Annotated in this window: 16 protein-coding genes; 14 read left to right on the top strand and 2 right to left on the bottom strand. The window is 44.3% G+C overall.

The window, feature by feature from the left end; translation table 11 throughout:
- Positions 1-47 precede the first annotated feature (47 nt).
- The gene (locus MKY54_RS08425) at positions 48-908 is read right to left on the bottom strand and encodes a type II CAAX endopeptidase family protein (protein WP_339190186.1); all 861 of its coding nucleotides are present in this window, start codon (positions 906-908) and stop codon (positions 48-50) included.
- Between the two features lie 123 nt (positions 909-1,031).
- On the opposite strand from MKY54_RS08425, the gene MKY54_RS08430 reads away from it, so the two are divergent.
- From MKY54_RS08430 to MKY54_RS08495, 14 genes are all read left to right on the top strand, one after another.
- Positions 1,032-1,214: a hypothetical protein gene (locus MKY54_RS08430; protein WP_139331120.1), complete on the top strand. Its 183-nt coding sequence runs from the start codon at positions 1,032-1,034 to the stop codon at positions 1,212-1,214.
- 214 nt (positions 1,215-1,428) lie between these two features.
- Positions 1,429-4,062 carry an alanine--tRNA ligase gene (alaS, locus tag MKY54_RS08435; RefSeq protein WP_339190188.1) on the top strand — a complete coding sequence of 878 codons (2,634 nt, stop codon included), beginning with the start codon at positions 1,429-1,431 and terminating at the stop codon, positions 4,060-4,062.
- Between the two features lie 314 nt (positions 4,063-4,376).
- Positions 4,377-4,652, top strand: a complete 276-nt coding sequence (locus tag MKY54_RS08440) for an IreB family regulatory phosphoprotein (RefSeq protein WP_036675601.1) — start codon at positions 4,377-4,379, stop codon at positions 4,650-4,652.
- Positions 4,649-5,068 carry a Holliday junction resolvase RuvX gene (gene ruvX / locus MKY54_RS08445; RefSeq protein ID WP_036675598.1) on the top strand — a complete coding sequence of 140 codons (420 nt, stop codon included), beginning with the start codon at positions 4,649-4,651 and terminating at the stop codon, positions 5,066-5,068. Before MKY54_RS08440 ends, ruvX begins: the two co-directional genes overlap by 4 nt.
- Positions 5,069-5,081: 13 nt before the next feature.
- On the top strand, positions 5,082-5,390 hold the full coding sequence (locus tag MKY54_RS08450; protein WP_038569507.1) for a DUF1292 domain-containing protein: 309 nt from the start codon (positions 5,082-5,084) through the stop codon (positions 5,388-5,390).
- A complete protein-coding gene (locus MKY54_RS08455; RefSeq protein WP_076104918.1) occupies positions 5,383-5,691 on the top strand; it encodes a DUF1292 domain-containing protein in 309 nt (102 codons plus the stop codon). Before MKY54_RS08450 ends, MKY54_RS08455 begins: the two co-directional genes overlap by 8 nt.
- Positions 5,692-5,863: 172 nt before the next feature.
- Positions 5,864-6,913, top strand: a complete 1,050-nt coding sequence (gene mltG, locus MKY54_RS08460) for an endolytic transglycosylase MltG (RefSeq protein WP_248547697.1) — start codon at positions 5,864-5,866, stop codon at positions 6,911-6,913.
- Between the two features lie 56 nt (positions 6,914-6,969).
- Positions 6,970-7,902 (top strand): peptidase U32 family protein, encoded by a 933-nt coding sequence (locus MKY54_RS08465; protein ID WP_076126299.1) that lies wholly within the window; start codon positions 6,970-6,972, stop codon positions 7,900-7,902.
- A gap of 99 nt (positions 7,903-8,001) precedes the next feature.
- Positions 8,002-9,333, top strand: a complete 1,332-nt coding sequence (locus MKY54_RS08470; protein WP_036675585.1) for a U32 family peptidase — start codon at positions 8,002-8,004, stop codon at positions 9,331-9,333.
- 319 nt (positions 9,334-9,652) lie between these two features.
- On the top strand, positions 9,653-11,839 hold the full coding sequence (locus tag MKY54_RS08475) for a methyl-accepting chemotaxis protein (protein WP_248547696.1): 2,187 nt from the start codon (positions 9,653-9,655) through the stop codon (positions 11,837-11,839).
- A 169-nt stretch (positions 11,840-12,008) separates the two neighbouring features.
- Positions 12,009-13,889 (top strand): sensor histidine kinase, encoded by a 1,881-nt coding sequence (locus MKY54_RS08480; protein WP_076279762.1) that lies wholly within the window; start codon positions 12,009-12,011, stop codon positions 13,887-13,889.
- A gap of 22 nt (positions 13,890-13,911) precedes the next feature.
- Complete coding sequence (locus tag MKY54_RS08485; RefSeq protein WP_339190190.1) at positions 13,912-15,222, top strand: extracellular solute-binding protein; 1,311 nt, start codon at positions 13,912-13,914, stop codon at positions 15,220-15,222.
- 45 nt (positions 15,223-15,267) lie between these two features.
- Complete coding sequence (locus MKY54_RS08490; RefSeq protein ID WP_339190192.1) at positions 15,268-16,332, top strand: LacI family DNA-binding transcriptional regulator; 1,065 nt, start codon at positions 15,268-15,270, stop codon at positions 16,330-16,332.
- Between the two features lie 71 nt (positions 16,333-16,403).
- Positions 16,404-16,964, top strand: a complete 561-nt coding sequence (locus MKY54_RS08495; protein WP_339190194.1) for a GNAT family protein — start codon at positions 16,404-16,406, stop codon at positions 16,962-16,964.
- A 62-nt stretch (positions 16,965-17,026) separates the two neighbouring features.
- Here MKY54_RS08495 and MKY54_RS08500 read toward each other — a convergent pair whose 3' ends face one another.
- On the bottom strand, positions 17,027-17,929 hold the full coding sequence (locus MKY54_RS08500; RefSeq protein ID WP_036675571.1) for a manganese catalase family protein: 903 nt from the start codon (positions 17,927-17,929) through the stop codon (positions 17,027-17,029).
- Positions 17,930-18,115: the final 186 nt, after the last annotated feature.

The raw sequence follows: 18,115 nt of genomic DNA on the forward strand, positions 1-18,115 counted from the left end.
GCTTAAAGGGGGGAACTTCTTTTTGTGAATAATTAAAGTTCTAATTATCAGAGCCCCATATCCGCCCGTTGCTGCGCACGAAATGTTTTCCTTTTTATACAAAGCAAAAGACAGGTCAGTAATAAGACACATAATAAAGTTGCCGTATATGTGAAATTGCTGTTCCAAAACACTATCTGAATATTCATTAATGAGTGAACGCCGATCACGAAAAATAAATTTCGGGTTAAGATATAGAGTAGAGCGAATATAATTCCTAGAATTAGAAGCATGATAAAATCATAAACAAACTCCATTCCAACTAATCCTGAGTAAATCCGGTTTGGGATATGTATGGTGGCAAAGATCGATTGTGAAATCAGCATTGCAGAGATCATCCGTGTAGTTTTGTTGTTGATTTTTTTTAAGTATAGATAGATTTGAACGAGCAGGAAGCCGCGAAATAAGATTTCTTCCAATAAAGCATTTCCCAAGACTTGACCTAGAATTTCACCGAAAACTAAATTTGAATGGCTGAAGATAGCATTGTTAAGTGTTAGCTCTGAGTGATTCAGGTGTACCATACACAAATCTACTATATTTATAGCGAGCCAAAACAGAAAGGTACCCAGCAGTCCGGCTCTTAATTTTTCTATTTTTAACCCAAAATCCCGGGGCGAAACTTTAGCTATCAGAATCAAAAAAATAATTACTTCTAAGAGAAGCCCAACTAGATTGGCGGCTAACGTTTCATTGATCCAGTGGTTTGTGTTTTTGGCAATAAAACTTAAATATCCATGCTCAAAAAGGATGAGATTAACCGCAAGAGTAAAAATAATATGAATAAAAATGAGGCTCGCTATAAAAAGGTAGTGTGTAGGCTTTGCTTCAAAAATCGATGATAGATTGAACTCCTTGGAGTGAAGCATCGACGGCAGTCCTCCTGATACAAAATATTCCAAATTAACCTTAGATTTCACTATATCCTTTTTGAGTCCAAGTTTACTGTTACAAAAATCATGTGTTATTCTTCACATTCGCCCATCCCCAGATTGACAGAAGCAAGGGCACTGGCTATACTTGAAATGTTAAAATGCAAATCGGACAAATCGTTGATGAAAATGAAGTACACCGGAGGATGGCTTGATCAGAGAAAAGGTTCCTTTACGAAACGTTTCGTAATGGCTGTGAGAACCTTGAAGACAGGCCGGTGGAAAGCTAATTTCGGAGTGTGAGATCAATGCTCACCGGGGGCGCCCGTTATCAGCCGCGACAAGGCGATCGTCTGCAATTGTCCCATTAGTGGGGTCAAGGCGATAACCAGGGTGGTACCGCGATATTAATCGTCCCTGAATTATTCAGGGGCGTTTTTTTGTTTTTATTTTTTAGGTATTTTGTAATTTCCGGTGTAAATGCCGAAGTAAAAAGATGAGACGGGAGCTGTAAATGATGAAAGCAAGTGAAATTCGTTCCAAATGGCTTAAGTTTTTTGAAAGTAAAGGTCACAAGATTGAACCAAGTGCGTCCCTCGTTCCTCACAACGATCCTTCGCTTCTGTGGATCAATGCGGGTATGGCACCTTTGAAAGTGTACTTCGATGGCCGGGAGGTTCCAGAAAATCCGCGCCTGACTAACTCACAAAAATGTATTCGTACCAATGATATCGAGAATGTGGGTAAGACACGCCGTCACCATACATTTTTCGAGATGCTGGGTAACTTCTCCATCGGCGATTATTTCAAAGAAGAAGCTATCACATGGGCTTGGGAGTTCCTAACCGGCAAAGAGTGGATCGGCTTTGACCCGGAACGTATTTCCGTAACGGTGTACGCAGAGGATGAAGAGGCATTTAAGCTGTGGAATGAAAAGGTTGGCCTGCCTGCTGAACGCATCATTAAGCTGGGCGACGATAATTTCTGGGATATTGGCGAAGGCCCATGCGGTCCTTGCTCGGAAATCTTTTATGACCGTGGTGAAGCTTACGGCAGTGATATGAGCGATCCGGAAATGTATCCAGGTGGAGAAAATGAACGCTGGTTAGAAGTATGGAACCTGGTGTTCTCACAATTCAACCATAACAAGGATGGCAGCTATACGCCGCTTCCGAATAAAAACATTGATACAGGGGCTGGCTTGGAGCGTTTTGCATCCATTCTACAGGATGTAGATTCCAACTTCGACACTGATTTGTTCCAACCTATTATTCAAAAGACAGCACAGCTCGCGGGTGTAACTTATAAAGATAACGTTGAGCAGGATATCGCGCTTAAAGTAATCGCTGACCATGTGCGTACCGTTACTTTTGCGGTCGGGGATGGAGTACTTCCTTCTAATGAAGGACGCGGTTATATTATCCGCCGTTTGCTTCGCCGTGCTGTTCGGTACGGAAAGACCTTGGGTCTGGATCGTCCATTCCTGTATGAGCTGACTGAAACCGTTGGCGAAATTATGGGTGTCTACTATCCATCCGTTGTGGACAACCGCGAATATATCGCAAAGATTATTCGTACTGAAGAAGAACGTTTCCACGAAACATTGTCTGACGGATTGGCTATTTTGGGTGAGATCAGTGCTAAAGCAAAAGCAGAGGGTCTCAGCAATATTGCTGGAGCCGATGCATTTAAGTTATATGATACTTATGGGTTCCCATTTGACCTGACCGAAGATTTCGCAGCGGAGCAAGGTTTAACTGTAGACCGAGAAGGTTTTGATGCGGCTATGCAGGAGCAACGTGACCGTGCGAGAGCTGCACGTCATGATGGCGGCAGCATGAAGATCCAGGGAGGCGCACTAGCAGACCTGACGGTTAAAAGTGAATTTGTTGGATATAATGACTCGGTAACAGAGTCGAAAATCCTGGCTATTGTTGTGGGTGATGAATTGGTAGATGTCGCCAGTGAAGGCGCAGAATGCCAAGTTATTCTTGATACAACACCGTTCTATGCTGAGAGCGGCGGACAAGTAAGTGACACGGGTGTGCTTACTGGGGGTTCAGTTACAGCTAAGGTAAAAGGACTCTTTAAAGCTCCACACGGCCAACACGTACATTTGGTAACTGTGGAAGCGGGAGAATTGAAAGTGGGCGAATCCGTTCGCGCGGAAGTGGATCGTGCGGAGCGTGAAGATATCGTGAAGAACCACACAGCTACCCATTTATTGCACAAAGCGCTTAAAGAAGTTCTTGGCGGGCATGTTAATCAAGCGGGATCTTTAGTGGAAGGTGCTCGTTTGCGGTTTGACTTCTCCCATTTTGGAGCGATTACTCCAGAAGAATTGAGCGATATCGAACATCGCGTAAATGCACAAATCTGGCGCGGTCTAGATGTAGTGATTGAGAACAAGCCGATTGATGAAGCTAAAGCAATGGGAGCAATGGCACTCTTTGGTGAAAAATACGGTAATATCGTCCGTGTCGTTCAAGTGGGTGATTACAGCCTTGAGCTTTGCGGTGGTTGTCATGTATCCAACACGTCGCAAATCGGAATTTTCAAGCTGCTTAGCGAAAGTGGCATTGGTTCCGGAGTGCGCCGCATCGAGGCGGTTACCGGACGTTACGCTTACCAGTTCACTGAAAGTCAGCTAGATTTGCTCAAACAATCAGCAGGCCTTCTTAAGTCTTCTCTGAATGACGTTCCGAAACGGATCGAAGCGCTGCATAACCAGGTGCGTGAGCTTTCGCGTGAGAATGAGTCCTTGCAATCCAAGCTGAGTGCTACTTTTGCTGCTGAACTTACAAGCAGCGTGAAGACAGTTGGCGCAGGTACGCAGCTCCTGGCTGTTGCTGTTCAAGCAGGCAATATGGATGCTTTGCGTTCCACAGCGGATGAATTGAAATCCAAGCTTCCGGATGCAGTGCTTGTACTAGGTGCGGCGATGGATGATAAGGTGAACTTTGTAGTATCTGTACCGCAAGACCTGGTGAAGAAAGGTTTCCACGCTGGTAAACTCGTTAAAGAAATTGCAGCGGTTTGCGGCGGTGGTGGCGGTGGGCGTCCAGATATGGCGCAAGCCGGCGGTAAAGATGCTTCTAAGCTAAACGAAGCATTGGCAAAGGCTGAAGAATTGGTAGCTTCCTTAGCCTAAGTTAAAATTACGAAACCATTTCTCTAACTAAACGTATTACGAGAAAACATAGCGGTACTGAGAGTTTGATATCAGTACCGCTACTCTTTATTAGCAGGATGTTAGATATTCATGAATAATTGTGCTTGACAATAGCTTAAAAGCCAAAAATATCATAATTTTTGTAGAGAAAATGCCAAAAAAAGCGTTAATAACGGGCAGGATTTCCTCGTTGGGGCATGAATATGTTATGATAAAGGAAGCAAGCGAGCTGCACAGTAGCAACTTTGCGAAGCCGTCCCAAAAGGCGATTTTGCAGAAGGAAGGTGTCACAAATGGACTCCATGGACAAAACGGTCAAATTCAATGTGAAGGGCGACGAAAAGGAAGCTTCTCCCCAGGAAATATTGCTAGCAGTATACGATGCACTGGTGGAGAAAGAGTATCATCCGATCAATCAGATCGTAGGGTATCTTCTTTCCGGAGATCCGGCTTACATTCCGCGCCATAACAATGCGAGAAGTTTGGTCCGGAGAAAAGAACGTGATGAGCTGATTGAAGAGCTGGTTAGATTCTATCTCGTCAATCACAGGGTGGACAATCCGAAATGAAGAAGAAGTTAGGTTTAGATTACGGCGACCGTAGAATCGGTGTAGCCACAAGTGATGTTTTTGGCTGGACGGCACAAGCTCTTGAAACGATTGAGCGCCGAGGTACGGGTAATGAGTTCGAACGCATTCGTGAACTTGTTGCAGAGCACGAAATTGGAGAGATTGTAGTTGGTCTACCGAAGAATATGAACGGCTCAGTAGGACCCCGGGGCGAAATCTGTATAGAGTTCGCTGATAAGCTACGGGAAGAGTTAGAAATGCCCGTACACCTTTGGGATGAGCGTCTGACGACGGTATCCGCAGAGCGGGTGCTGATTGAAGGGGACGTCAGCCGGAAGAAACGCAAGGGGATTGTGGATAAAATGGCTGCAGCCCTGATTTTGCAAAATTTTTTGGATGCTAACAGTAAAAGGTGAGGGGTGCGAGGATATGACAAACGAACAGATTGGCCAAGAGGAAGAACCGGAAATTATCTATATTCCCGATGAGGAAGGTAATGAAGAGGAATTCGAGGTCATTATGAAGTTTGAGGTTGATGGCTCGGACGCTAAGTATATGATGGTGGTTCCGCTAGACTCCGAGGACGAGGAAACCGATGAGGTATACGCGTTCCGTTATGTGGAAGAAGGCGACGATCTTCAATTGTTCATGATCGATAATGACGAGGAGTGGGCGATTGTCGAAGAGACTTTCAACACACTGGTCGACGAGTTGGACGGAGGATCGGAGAATGACTGAGATATCCGCTGATCAAGCGGTATGGACTTCACGGCTTAAAGAAGCCTACGGAGAAACTGTAGAACTGGAAGATGAGCAAGGCAAATCTTCCATTTACGATATTATCGCCGAATTTGAAGTCGGTGATCGCGGATATGCAGTGCTGAAAGGCTCTGGCAAAGACGTGGAGTATGAAATCCTGCGTATCGTTGTCTCTTCTGACGGACTTCCGGAATTAGAGAGCATTATGGACGATGAAGAGTGGGAAGACATCTCTGAGCTATACGATGAGATGACTTTTCCAGCAGATGGCGCTGAATAAAACTTAAACATGTACGTTACATTTATGATGGGCACGGAAGAGGGCGGAGAATTCCGCGCTCTTTTTGCTTGAAATGCGAGCAATATCCTATATACATCAATCTAAGGAAATATATATTGAATTTTAGGCAATACACTTTTATACTTTATAGTCGGAAAGTGAGGAACCAGACTTGAAATCCGCAATCCGTACTGTGTTAATCATTATTCTTTTGCTGGTAGCAGCAGGAGGTGGGGGCGCATGGTACATTTGGAACGGGATGCAGCCGGTAGAGCCTGCAGGTCCTGCTGTAACATTTACGATAGAGAAGGGCATGGGAAGTGCGGAGATTGCTGATCTGCTTGAGCAAAATGGCATTATCCGTAAGAGTCTTTTTTTTAAGGGATATTTGAAATGGACTAAAGAAGGCTCTAGCTTCAAAGCAGGTACTTATATCGCTAAGCCCGGTGACAGCTATGATGAACTCATTGCAAGATTAAATGCAGGTGATGTAGTTAAGGAAGAAACTGTGGTCTTTACTATCCCCGAAGGATATACTGCTGAGCAGATCGCTAAGAAGCTCGCTGAAGCCTGGAATCAGGATGCGGCTACTTTTCTTGAAATTATGGATACTGGTGCAGGTTTGAAGGGGATTGATATTCTGGGTATCCCGCAGGATAAGAATCTACGCCACCGTCTTGAAGGATATTTATTCCCCGAAACCTATGAACTGGCCAAAGATAGCACGCCCCAGGAAGTTGTAGAAGCGCTTTTGGATCAGTTCCAGAAGAAGCTAGATACGATTCCTAACTGGCAGCAAAAGCTAGAAACGCGTGGATTGTCTCTGCATGAACTGTTGACCGTAGCTTCGCTGGTTGAGCGGGAAGTTGTGGTGGATAGTGAACGTCCGCTTGTGGCTGGTGTTATTTATAACCGCCTAAAGAAAGAGCAGAAGCTGGAGATCGACGCTACCGTTCAATATTTACTCAATAAGCAGAAGGAAAGACTTTTGTATAAAGATTTGGAAGTTGATAGTCCATATAATACGTATAAGAATATTGGACTTCCTCCGGGACCTATTAGTAATCCGGGGCTGGAGTCCATTCAAGCGGCACTCGAACCAGAAGCTTCTGAATATTACTTCTATGTGACCAAAAAAGATGGTACACAGGGCCATTTATTTGCTAAGACCTACAAGGAACATTTAGCCAATATCGAAAAAAGTAAGCAAGAATCGAAATAAACTATTAAAATGAAGAGTGGTGCGGTTGAAATAACTGTACAAGTAGGAGGTACAACATGACTAACAAACCGGAATTGCTGGTAACGGCAGCGTCCTTGGAGGAAGCCGCTGCTCTGCTGGATGCCGGAGCAGATGCGTTGCTCATTGGGGATGACCGTTTTGGGATGCGGCTTGCTGGACATTTCTCTCTGGAGGATACAGCGACTGTCGTAGAAATGGCACATTCGCGAGGCTGCAAAGTGTATGCAAGCTTGGGTGGGCTGATGTCCAACCGTCTGCTGGATGAGCTTCCTGCCTATGTGAAGGCTTTAGGTGAGCTTGGCATTGATGGTGTTGAATTCGGGGATCCAGCAGTGTTAACCACTGTGAAGAAAGAAGCGCCAGCAATGAAGCTGCACTGGAATGCGGAAATGACTTCCACCAACTATGCGACCGCGAATTATTGGGGACGCAAGGGGGCTTCTCGCGTTGTGCTGGCCCGTGAGCTGAATATGGATGAAATGACGGAAATGGTTCCGCTTTTGGAGATTGAGGCACAGGTGCAGGTTCATGGAATGACCAATATATACCATTCCAAGCGGAAGCTTGTTGAAAGCTATATGTCACATCAAGGCCGTCCTAGTGATGGAGGAAGTCTCGGGAAGGAACGCGGACTATTTCTGATTGAGGAAGAACGAGATGACCAGAAATTCCCGATTTATGAAGACGAGAACGGCACTCATATTATGAGCTCGGATGATATTTGTATTTTGGAGGATCTGCATATTCTGATGGCTGCAGGTATACACAGCCTTAAGATTGAGGGACTCTTGAAATCGATAGCGTATAATGTAACGGTTGTGAAGACTTATCGTAAAGCTATAGATCTTTATGCGGCTGATCCAGAAGGTTATGCCTTCAATGAGGAATGGATGGATGTAATCAGAACGGTGCAGGACCCTGAACGGGAGTTAAGCTTCGGATTTTTCTATAAAGAGCAAGTATATTAAGTTTGATAAAAATAAAGAGGTTATAGGTCCCCACGAAGATTAGGTACAGCATTTATAGCATGTGACTTAGCTTTGTGGGCGATGGAGGGGAGAACAGGAATGGGAACCATGACAAAGCCGCAATATAAGGGCAAACGTTACCGTCTGGACAAACCGGAGCTCCTCGCTCCGGCTGGTAATTTGGAAAAATTGAAGTTCGCAGTACACTATGGTGCGGATGCTGTTTATATCGGAGGACAACAATACGGCTTGCGTTCCGGCGCAGATAATTTCAGCTTCGAGGAAATGCGCGAAGGTGTTGAATTCGCCAAGAAATATGGCGCTAAGGTATTTGTTGCAACAAACATTTATGCTCACAATGAAGATGTCGCGGGAATTGAAGAATACCTGCGTAACTTATATGAAGCTGGGATTGCTGCTATTATCGTAGCTGATCCAATCATTGTAGATACAGCACGCCGGTTAGTGCCTGGTCTTGAAGTGCATTTGAGTACACAGCAGTCTACGTTGAACTGGCAAGCGGTGTCCTTCTGGAAGGAAGAGGGGCTTCCGCGTGTTGTTTTGGGCCGTGAGACAAGCCTGGAAGAGATCGCTGAGATTAAAAAACATGTCGACATTGAAATCGAAAGCTTCATCCATGGTGCAATGTGTTCCTCGTATTCGGGCCGTTGTGTATTGTCCAACCATTTCACCGACCGTGATTCCAATCGCGGGGGCTGTTGCCAGTCTTGCCGCTGGAAATATGATTTGTTTGAGGATGCACGTCCGGAAGGGACTTGGGTGTCTGAGGAAGAGCAGGCTGAAGCGAAATCTCCAGCTCCTTTGCTTCCAGGTGTAACTCAGATTCCACTGCATCAGCAAGGAGATAATCCCTTCTCCATGGGCTCTAAGGATTTGTGTATGCTGGAAAGTATACCTGAACTGATTGAAGTGGGTATCGACAGCTTCAAGATCGAAGGACGAATGAAGTCAATCCACTATGTGGCTACTGTCGTTAATGCATATCGTAAAGCCATTGATGCTTATATGGCAGATCCGGAAGGGTATGAATTGAAGCAGGAATGGCTGGATGAGCTTAATAAAGCCGCTAACCGTCCGCTAAACACAGGATTCTTCTATGATACTCCGGATCATGAAGATCATATCTATGAGCCTGAAGAAAAAGCAGCTCCGTATGATTTTGCCGGACTTGTAATTGAATACGATGCTGAAAGTGGTACGGCACTAGTTCAACAGCGCAATCACTTTAAGCCAGGTCAGGAAGTAGAATTCTTTGGACCTAACGATACGTTCTTCAAGCAAACGGTTGGCGAAATATGGGATGAGAAAGGCAATTCGCTTGATGCCGCCCGTCATCCACTGCAACCTATTCGCATGAAGGTAGATCAACCGGTTGCATACTTTGATATGATGCGTAAGAAGAAGTTTTAATAAAAAACAGGGAAGCCTTTGGTCATCCAAGAGCCTCCCTGTTTTTCTTTTTGACAAAGCAAACAATAAGTTATATATATTAGGGATTAACAAATATCTCCAAGAGAGGAGGTGCAGCAAGCTATTTATTATGTTTAAACATACATAGGTTAAAAGTTGTAAAAAAAGTCTCGTAAAGCTAAGGAAAAAGACCTAATACGCCGATATATATATTGGTTAACGCTTTCATGCGTATTCTAATATTAGCGGGTAGGTGATCAAGATGGGGGATCCTGATCAAGATAGTATTAGTGAAAAGCATAATGAGAGAAGGTTTAGCATGAATAAAAAGAATAAGAAATCGGCGATCACAGGAAACAAGGAAACAAGCAAGATTGAAGGGGCAGTTAAGACACCTAAGTTTAATTTGAAGAATGGGATAGATTTGCGGGGACAGATCAAAAGAGTTAATCCTATGGAATCTGTTGGCGTGAAGATATTCCTGATATTTTTGTGTGCAATTGTAATTGTGGTAATGGCACTTGGACTGCTATCTTATTCAAAAGCCAAGAAGACAATTAAGAACAACGTATCGGAAGCCTACCGTCAGACTATTATTCAGACCTCAGAGAAGTTAGATATTACTTTGAAACAGTACGAGAACTTGGCTTTACAGCTTTATTTTGATGCGCAGATGCAAGAAGATTTGAAGTCTTTAGTGACTGCACAATCTTCCTATGAGAAATTTGAAGCTACAAGCGCAGTAAGTAAAAAGTTATCCAGTCAGATTACAACGGATTCTAATATTCTTAGTGTTTCTTTGATCCCGGAGTCGCCTGATCAAGATATTGTTACAAGTGGCAGTGGCGGCATTAAGTTAGATAACATAAGAGAACAAGAATGGTATAAGAAGATTGTCGACAACACTGCATCTTATGAATCCTACTATTCTAAAGGTGATGGTGATGCAGCCAAGAACATATGGTTCTCGACAGCTGTTCAAGGTGATGGAGACAAAAATATTGCTATGGCAAGATCTCTCAAAACCCTGGGCTCAGGTACAGGATACATAGTCATCCTTGTGTTGAAGAATACATTGCTGGAGGAATCATTCGCAAGTGTACAGCTGGGAGATGGCTCTCGAATTCAACTTGTCACTCCTGATGGAACCGTAGTAGCTTCTTCGGATTCAAAAGACGATGGTAAACCTTCAGAGTTCGCTTTTATTCAGGCAAGTAAAAAGGATAACAAAAGTTTGGATGAGAAGGATACAAACGGGAAAGAGATCCTTGCTGTCTTTAATCCAATGATCCGGGCGGATTGGAAGTTGGCAGGGGTAGTCCCAACAGATGAGCTAGTAAAAGAAGCACGTCCGATTCTGTTGACTACTTTTATTGCGGCTGCTGGTGCGGCTCTGCTAGCCATAGTAATCGGGATCTGGATGGTGCGTATGATTGCTCGCCCTCTAGCACGCTTGAAGGATCTTATGGTACAAGGTGCAGGTGGTGATCTAAGTGTACGTACAGAATATGTCTCTAAAGATGAAATTGGCCAGCTATCAGCTTCCTTTAACGTGATGATGGAGCGTATTACTGAGCTTGTATCGCAAACGACAGAAACCGCTCGGGATGTGCTGGAGACCGCTGGCGAGCTTGGTGAAGCCTCACGGAAGACAGCTATTTCTGCGAAGGAAATCGCAGCCGCTACGGAAGAAATTGCCGGTGGGGCAGGCAGTCTGGCGCTTGAAGCTGAACGAGGTAATGAGCTTACAGATGTGATAGCTACGCAAATGCAGACTGTAATATACGCCAACACTGAGATGGATGAAGCAGCACGTGGGGTTGGTGAAGCTAGTGCTCAAGGTGCTAAGCAATTAACTGACCTGCTGGATCAGACTAGCCGCACTGGAGAAAAAACAAGTGCACTTGTCGAACGTGTCAACCACCTGAAGGAGACAGTATTCTCCGTAATTAAGGTGTTGGATGTGATGAAGAGTATCACGCAACAGACGAATATTTTATCATTAAATGCGACAATAGAAGCCGCTCGTGCAGGAGAAGCTGGTAAGGGCTTCATGGTAGTTGCGGGTGAAGTGCGGCAGCTTGCTGACCAATCGAAACAATCTATTGCCCTTGTTGCTGGAATTACGGATAAGATCATGGCGGAAATGAACGAAACGGAAGCTGTATTATCCGAAGTAGCACCACTGTTTAAAGAACAAGTAAGCTCCGTGAAGAGTACAAGTGATATCTTCCTGTCCGTAAAAGGACAGATGGATGAATTCATAACAAGCCTGGAATCGGTGACGACAGCGATTAGCAGTCTGAATCATTCGCAAGGTGTGTTGTCAGAGGCTATGGGGAACGTTAGCGCCGTAGCTGAGCAATCTTCAGCAACTTCCCAAGAAGTAGCTTCACTCAGTAATGAACAGCAAAATGTAAGTGATCAACTCGTTTCATTATCTGGCAAGCTGGAAAGTGCTTCAGGTCAATTGAAGGACAAGCTGTCATTATTCACTATAAAATGAGTGGATTCATCACTAATTTCTAAATTGTTTACCTAACAAAACCGCTTCTTCAACATGAAGAGGCGGTTTGTTGTTGTGTAATGAAGAACTACACCGTATAATAACTTTGTTAGGTATTTGTTATAATTTAATAACAAGTTAGGTAAAAAGTATTAAGGAGAAGGACCAAATGAAAGGTAGACGCATCTCTGGCTGGTGGTCCGTTATCGGGGACATGAGCATGGAACGCAAGCTGCTCCTCGTCTTTTTAATTATCATTACCCTCCCGCTATCCTTCATCAGTGTATTTACCTTCAAGAGCTACTCAGAATCTATTCAGGGGAACACCATTGCTTATTCTGAGAAATTAATCGATCAAATGATGGATGGAGTAGACGATTATATCGAAGATATGAAGCGTATTTCATCTATGCCCGCCTATGTGAATGATATCAAACAGAATTTAATACGTTCGAACAACTACCATGAGCAGAAAAAGATTATGGGAGGCGCAACTGGGAGTGCTGCTTTGTCGCCCGGTGATTTTGATCTTCTGTTGTCCATTCAACGGGGGATAGAGGGCAACATTTCGTTTATTAACAATATTAAGCGAGGTGCGAACTCGGTTTATATTTTTGACGCTTACGGAAATGGTTATTATTCTGCGAAGGATGGTGGCGTACGACTCGATCTCGAGCAAAGCTATAAATACTGGAGCCAGCAGACTAAGGATTCCAGCGGAGAAGCATTATTGTTCGGTACTCAAGCGTATACAAGTAATCTGCAGAGCACCCGATATGCTTTTACCGTTGTTCGCAAAATCGTGGATGGCTTGTTAAATCCAATCGGGCTGATTGCGGTTGAAGCGAATATTAGCAATTTGGAGAATCAAGTTAAGGAACTGGATAAAGTCACCCATGGGAAGTCGTTGATTGTGGATGAGAAGGGAATGGTCATCTACGACAGCGACAAGAAGCTGCTGGCCACAGATATTTCTGATTCAGACTTGTTCAAAAGAGTTGGAGGCATTTCTGGAAGCTTTTATGATACAGTCAACGGAAAAGAGCGGTTGAATATTTACTCTGGCTCTACCAAAACCAATTGGAAGGTAATTATCTCTATTCCTGTTGATGTACTGATGCGTGATGTGAAGCTGACCCGTAATACAACACTTGCTGCTACATTAAGTATCATAGTACTAGCGTTAATTATTTCGATTATTCTTTCCGTTGCCCTTACTAAATCGCTGACTCAAATGATTCAATTGATGAAAAAAGTTCAGGGCGGCGATCTGGATGTGATGTTCAGAGTTAAACGGCGTGACGAAATTGGTCTGCTGGGGCATCAATTTAATCGTATGTTAGCCCGAATCAGGCAGCTAATTCAGGATATTTACCGCATAGAAGAACAGAAAAAGGAAGCAGAGCTTCATGCGCTGCAGAGTCAAATCAATCCTCATTTTATCTATAACACACTGGAGTCCATCCGAATGACCGCCGAGCTGAATGATGATGTCGAAGCTGCGGATATGATCTCTATTCTGGGCAAACTGCTACGGTACAGTACAAGTGATCTGAGTGGCAATACGACATTGAAGCAAGAGCTTGGGTATGTGCGTAATTACGTCGAGCTGCTGAACTATCGTTATCCTAACCGTTTTTTACTGGATATCGATGTGCCGAAGTCGTTAGATAATTACTCTATTATCAAGCTGGTCTTCCAGCCTATCATTGAGAATGCAGCTTACCATGGCTTAGATGATAATAAGCCGCAAATGCATTTAAGCATCCGCTGCGAGATTACAGAGCAAATGCTGTTGTTTCATATTAAAGACGACGGGATCGGAATGGATGAGAAGACTTTGGAGAAATTGAATGATGGGCTGCAGAACGAAAGTCCTCCTAAGAAAAGCATTAACGGGGGGATAGGCATGAAAAATGTACAGCAGCGAGTGCGTCTTCATTATGGAGCGGCATTTGGGATCCAGGTATATAGTGAGCTTGGACGAGGGACCGATGTTATTTTGTCGCTGCCATTACTGGAGCAGGAATTAATTGGCTTACCTGAGTAACGAAATAAGAGGGGGCTGTCCGTTGAAGGGGTTGAAATTAGAATGGACTATGCGGACCATACTGTTACTTCTCTTAGTGTTATTGAGTAGTAGCTGTGCCAATAACAATAAGCAGACGGAATCCACCCCGCCTCCAGTTGGAGACGAGGTGAAGTCTGACTTGTCCGGCACCATAGTCATGATGACCAATCGAATAGATCTGATTGAGAACGGAACTTTTCAAGGATACGCGGACCAATTTAAACAGAGATACCCCGAAGCCAATGTGGAATTTGAAGGTTTGTCCAATTATGCAACGGATATTCTGGTACGGCTGTCCACGAAAGATGCCGGTGATGTACTGTTGCTTCCGGTGAATCTTCCGTCAAAGGAGCTGGATTATTTTTTCGAGCCGCTGGATGAAGAAACCGCCGCTAGTGAGCGTTTCACCTCTTTTGCTACGTATAACGGGAAACGTTATGGGCTGTCCACGGGGACTACTACGGTTGGGATTGTCTATAATAAAAAGGCATTCGAAAAAGCAGGAATAGCTACTGTTCCTAAGACGCTGGATGAATTCTACGAAGCTTGTGCGAAATTAAAACAAGCGGGTATTATCCCCCTATATATGAATTATGGAGCCGTCTGGCCTTTACGTGAATGGGGAAACAGTTTGGTTAACTATATGACAGGTAATCCAGAGTATCTAAATAATATGGTAAATGAGGATAACCCGTGGCAGCTTGATAATGAGTGGGGGAAATCAATTTCCATTGCTCGAACCTTAATTGGTAAAGGCTATGTTGAAGATGAACTATTCTCGAACAATTGGGAGATATCGAAGACTAAGCTAGCTAAAGGTCAAGCAGGGATGTATTTACTTGGAAATTGGACGATTGGACAAGTCCTTGATGTGGGGGCTGCCCCGGATGATATTGGATTCTTCCCGTTTCCGTATGATAATGGCAGCGCTCATTATGCGCCGATCAATCCAGATTGGTTCATGGGGGTTAGTAAATATACCAAGAACAAAGAGCTTGCTATGGCGTGGTTGAGTTTTTTTGTGAAGGAGACTTCCTATCGAGATGATTGGGGATTCCTTCCGGCAGATGGAAGCTTGAATCCCTCTATGTCGCAGTACCGTGAGTTTTTATCTTATAAGCCTAAGCTACTCGATGCTACTGTACAAAGTGATGCGTTCATCGAGCTGGCGAATAGAGCCAAGCTGTCCTTTTGGTCCGGGGATTATATTCAGGAGTTACTGGCTGCGCCTGATTTACAAAAGGCTTTTGACGAATTAAATGCAAAATGGAAGGAAGCGCGGGCAGGAGCGTCACAAACTTCTCAGCCTTAAAGTTAGTACTACATAAATTTGATGACATTCTCTGGAGGGTTATATATGGCTAAAAAGGTCACCATGCAAAAAATCGCTGATCATCTCGGCGTATCCAAATTCGTTGTCTCCAAGTCACTTTCGGGTAAGGGCGGCGTTAATGAGACGACAAGAGAACGAGTGATTCAAGCGGCATCGCAGCTGGGTTATTTTACGCAGAAAAATGCTTTTGTCCAAGGCATAAAACGCACCCCCCCGGTAGGTGGCGGGGATCGGAATAAGCAATCCGTGCTGGTGTTAATGCCGAATATTCGTTCTCAGACGCAGGATTCCTTGTATTGGGGAAAAATTGTGGATGGTATTGCGATTGCGCTGGATCAGGAAGGGCTTGGGATGGTCATTATCTCCGAGAACCGTGCGGATAATTTCGTTAATATTTTGAATCCCAATGGAATCCTTGGTTTGATAGGTGTGGGCCAAATCTCTACTTCCTTGCTGCTTGAGGTACACCGTATTGGTTTGCCGATGGTGTTGATTGACCATGAAGATCCGCTAATTCCAAGTGATACCGTGTTTGCGAATAATGTGGATTCTATGGCTCGACTTACGAATCATTTGATGGGCACAGGCCATACCCAAATGCATTTTATCGGCAATATTGGATTCTCACGCAGTTTCCGCGACCGGTGGATTGGCTTCCGGAGTGCGCTGGAGGAGAGCGGAATAAGACTGCCTTTGGAAGATGATGCGAATCTTTTTCTGGAAGGGGTGGAGGAAGACTTATTTCAGGAGGATTTTAAAAACTGGGTGAATAAGCGTAAAAAAGTCAAAACACTCCCGACAGCCTTGGTTTGCGCTAACGACTCCACAGCCCTTTCGGTCAGTGACATCCTCAAGGAAGAAGGGTTTAATATTCCGGAGGATATCTCGGTTACTGGCTTTGATAATATTGAGGATGCCTTAAGAGGCGTTCCACCGCTTACAACTGTTCATGTTCCTAAAGAAGCGATGGGCCGAGCCGCAGTGGAGAAACTTCTGAGCCGTATTCATAATCCTTCTGCACCGCTTGAGAAAATTCTTATTGCAGCGGATATTGTACATCGTGATTCCGTGGATAAGCCGCGAGACTAGAACTATGTTGATCTAAAAAGTATATAAAAGCCATGGAATCTAGTTTTGCTTGAGTAAGGGGGAGTTTAGTTATGACAGAATCAGTTGCCATGCCAAAGATTGAAGGCGAACAGATTCAACTACGCGGTGTGCAAGCATCCGATCTGGAGGCTTATTATAATTTTTTGCTTGATGTTGAGATGGGGCAATTAACAGGATCGCAAGAAGATTTCTCCCGTGAGCAGACGGCAGCTTGGATTCGTAAGATTAGTGTTCCAGCCGAGGATCGTGTGGATCTTATGATTATAGTAAAGGACACGGGTGAACTCATTGGAGAAGTGGTACTAAATGAAATAGATCCGGACAATCGTAGTGCAAATATCCGGATCGGCATTTGTGGGCATGAACATCGGGGTAAAGGTTACGGTACTGAAGCTATGATTCAAATGCTACGATATGGCTTTGAAACTTTGAAGCTGCACCGCATCCATCTCGGCGTATATACTTTTAACCCCAGAGCCGTTCATGTCTATGAGAAGCTTGGTTTTCAACGCGACGGTGTGGAGCGGGATGCTCTTTATGTAGACGGAGAGTTTCATAACATGATTATGATGTCCATGCTTGAAGAGGAGTTCCGCAGTTTGTACAATTAAAAAAAGTGAATCTAGGGTAAGGAAGATTGTAGGTAACTTCCTCACCAGATTCACTATGAATATTAGTCTGTAATATTTCCAGCCATTTTGAGGCGTTTGGCAATTTCTTTAAAGTCTTCGGGGGAGATTCCGGGAGCGAATTCCTCTTCGACTGCCGGAGCAACGGGGATCGGAAAGCCTTTAGGGGCTCCTTGAATAACTTCAAGCGGAAGATTATCCTCTGGGTGGGTTCCCTTCCAAATCTGATCGATGGCGCCGAAGTCACTTTCACTCCAGGTGTATAGCTTGGTATGCACGCCTTTTTCTTCATATTTTTTTGCTTCACTGAATGATTTATTATTTAACGAAGGAATCGGTACGAGCTTAGTTACATTAACACCTGTTGCCACTTCGATGGCTTTGGCATAAGCGACCACGTGGACACCACCACGGACTAAAAGGAATCCGACTACAGCGCGTGCAGCTGGATGGTCAGTCATTTCGTAGACCTTCATTTTATGTGTTCTGGCTCCGCATTCGAGGAAGAAGTTATGTAGCAGATCTTCCACTAGGTTTCCGCTATTAAAGACGTTTGCACCCGTCCACGGGTTCCCCGTTGAATCAAAAGGCATAGCCCCTTGTGCACCAGCCAGAAAGTGATAGGATAGACGCGCATCTTTTGCGGACCCTAGAGGGGTGGAATCGGGCTCTTTATAACTTGTTGACCCTCGAAGACATTTGTTGATGGCATGCGAAACCAGCTCGACATGGCCAAGCTCTTCCGCTGTTATGCTCATCACCAAATCATAAAAAGGCTTCAGTTTGTCTTTTGAACGGAAATTAAAGGATTGAAAGAGGTAATTGTTAAGGGTCGACATTTCTCCGAACTTTCCGCCAAGTAATTCCTGAACAGCGGCAGCAGCATTGGGATCGGGCTTCTCAACTTCAGGAATCTCAATCATGATTTCATCCATACGTTTGAACATTAATATCTCAGCCTCCTTGGAGTTAGGGGTTACTGACCTATTTTGAGCTTAATCTATAGGAATTACTCATGAATGGGCTGGAAAGTATGGATGTGCGTCATGTAAAAGGCTTTTTGTGTCGAAAAGGCAAACGGCAAATACTATCAAATACGCAATTAAAACCACAATCAAATACGCATAGTAACC

This window comes from Paenibacillus sp. FSL P2-0121, assembly GCF_037975345.1.
Taxonomy (GTDB): domain Bacteria; phylum Bacillota; class Bacilli; order Paenibacillales; family Paenibacillaceae; genus Paenibacillus_AQ; species Paenibacillus_AQ odorifer.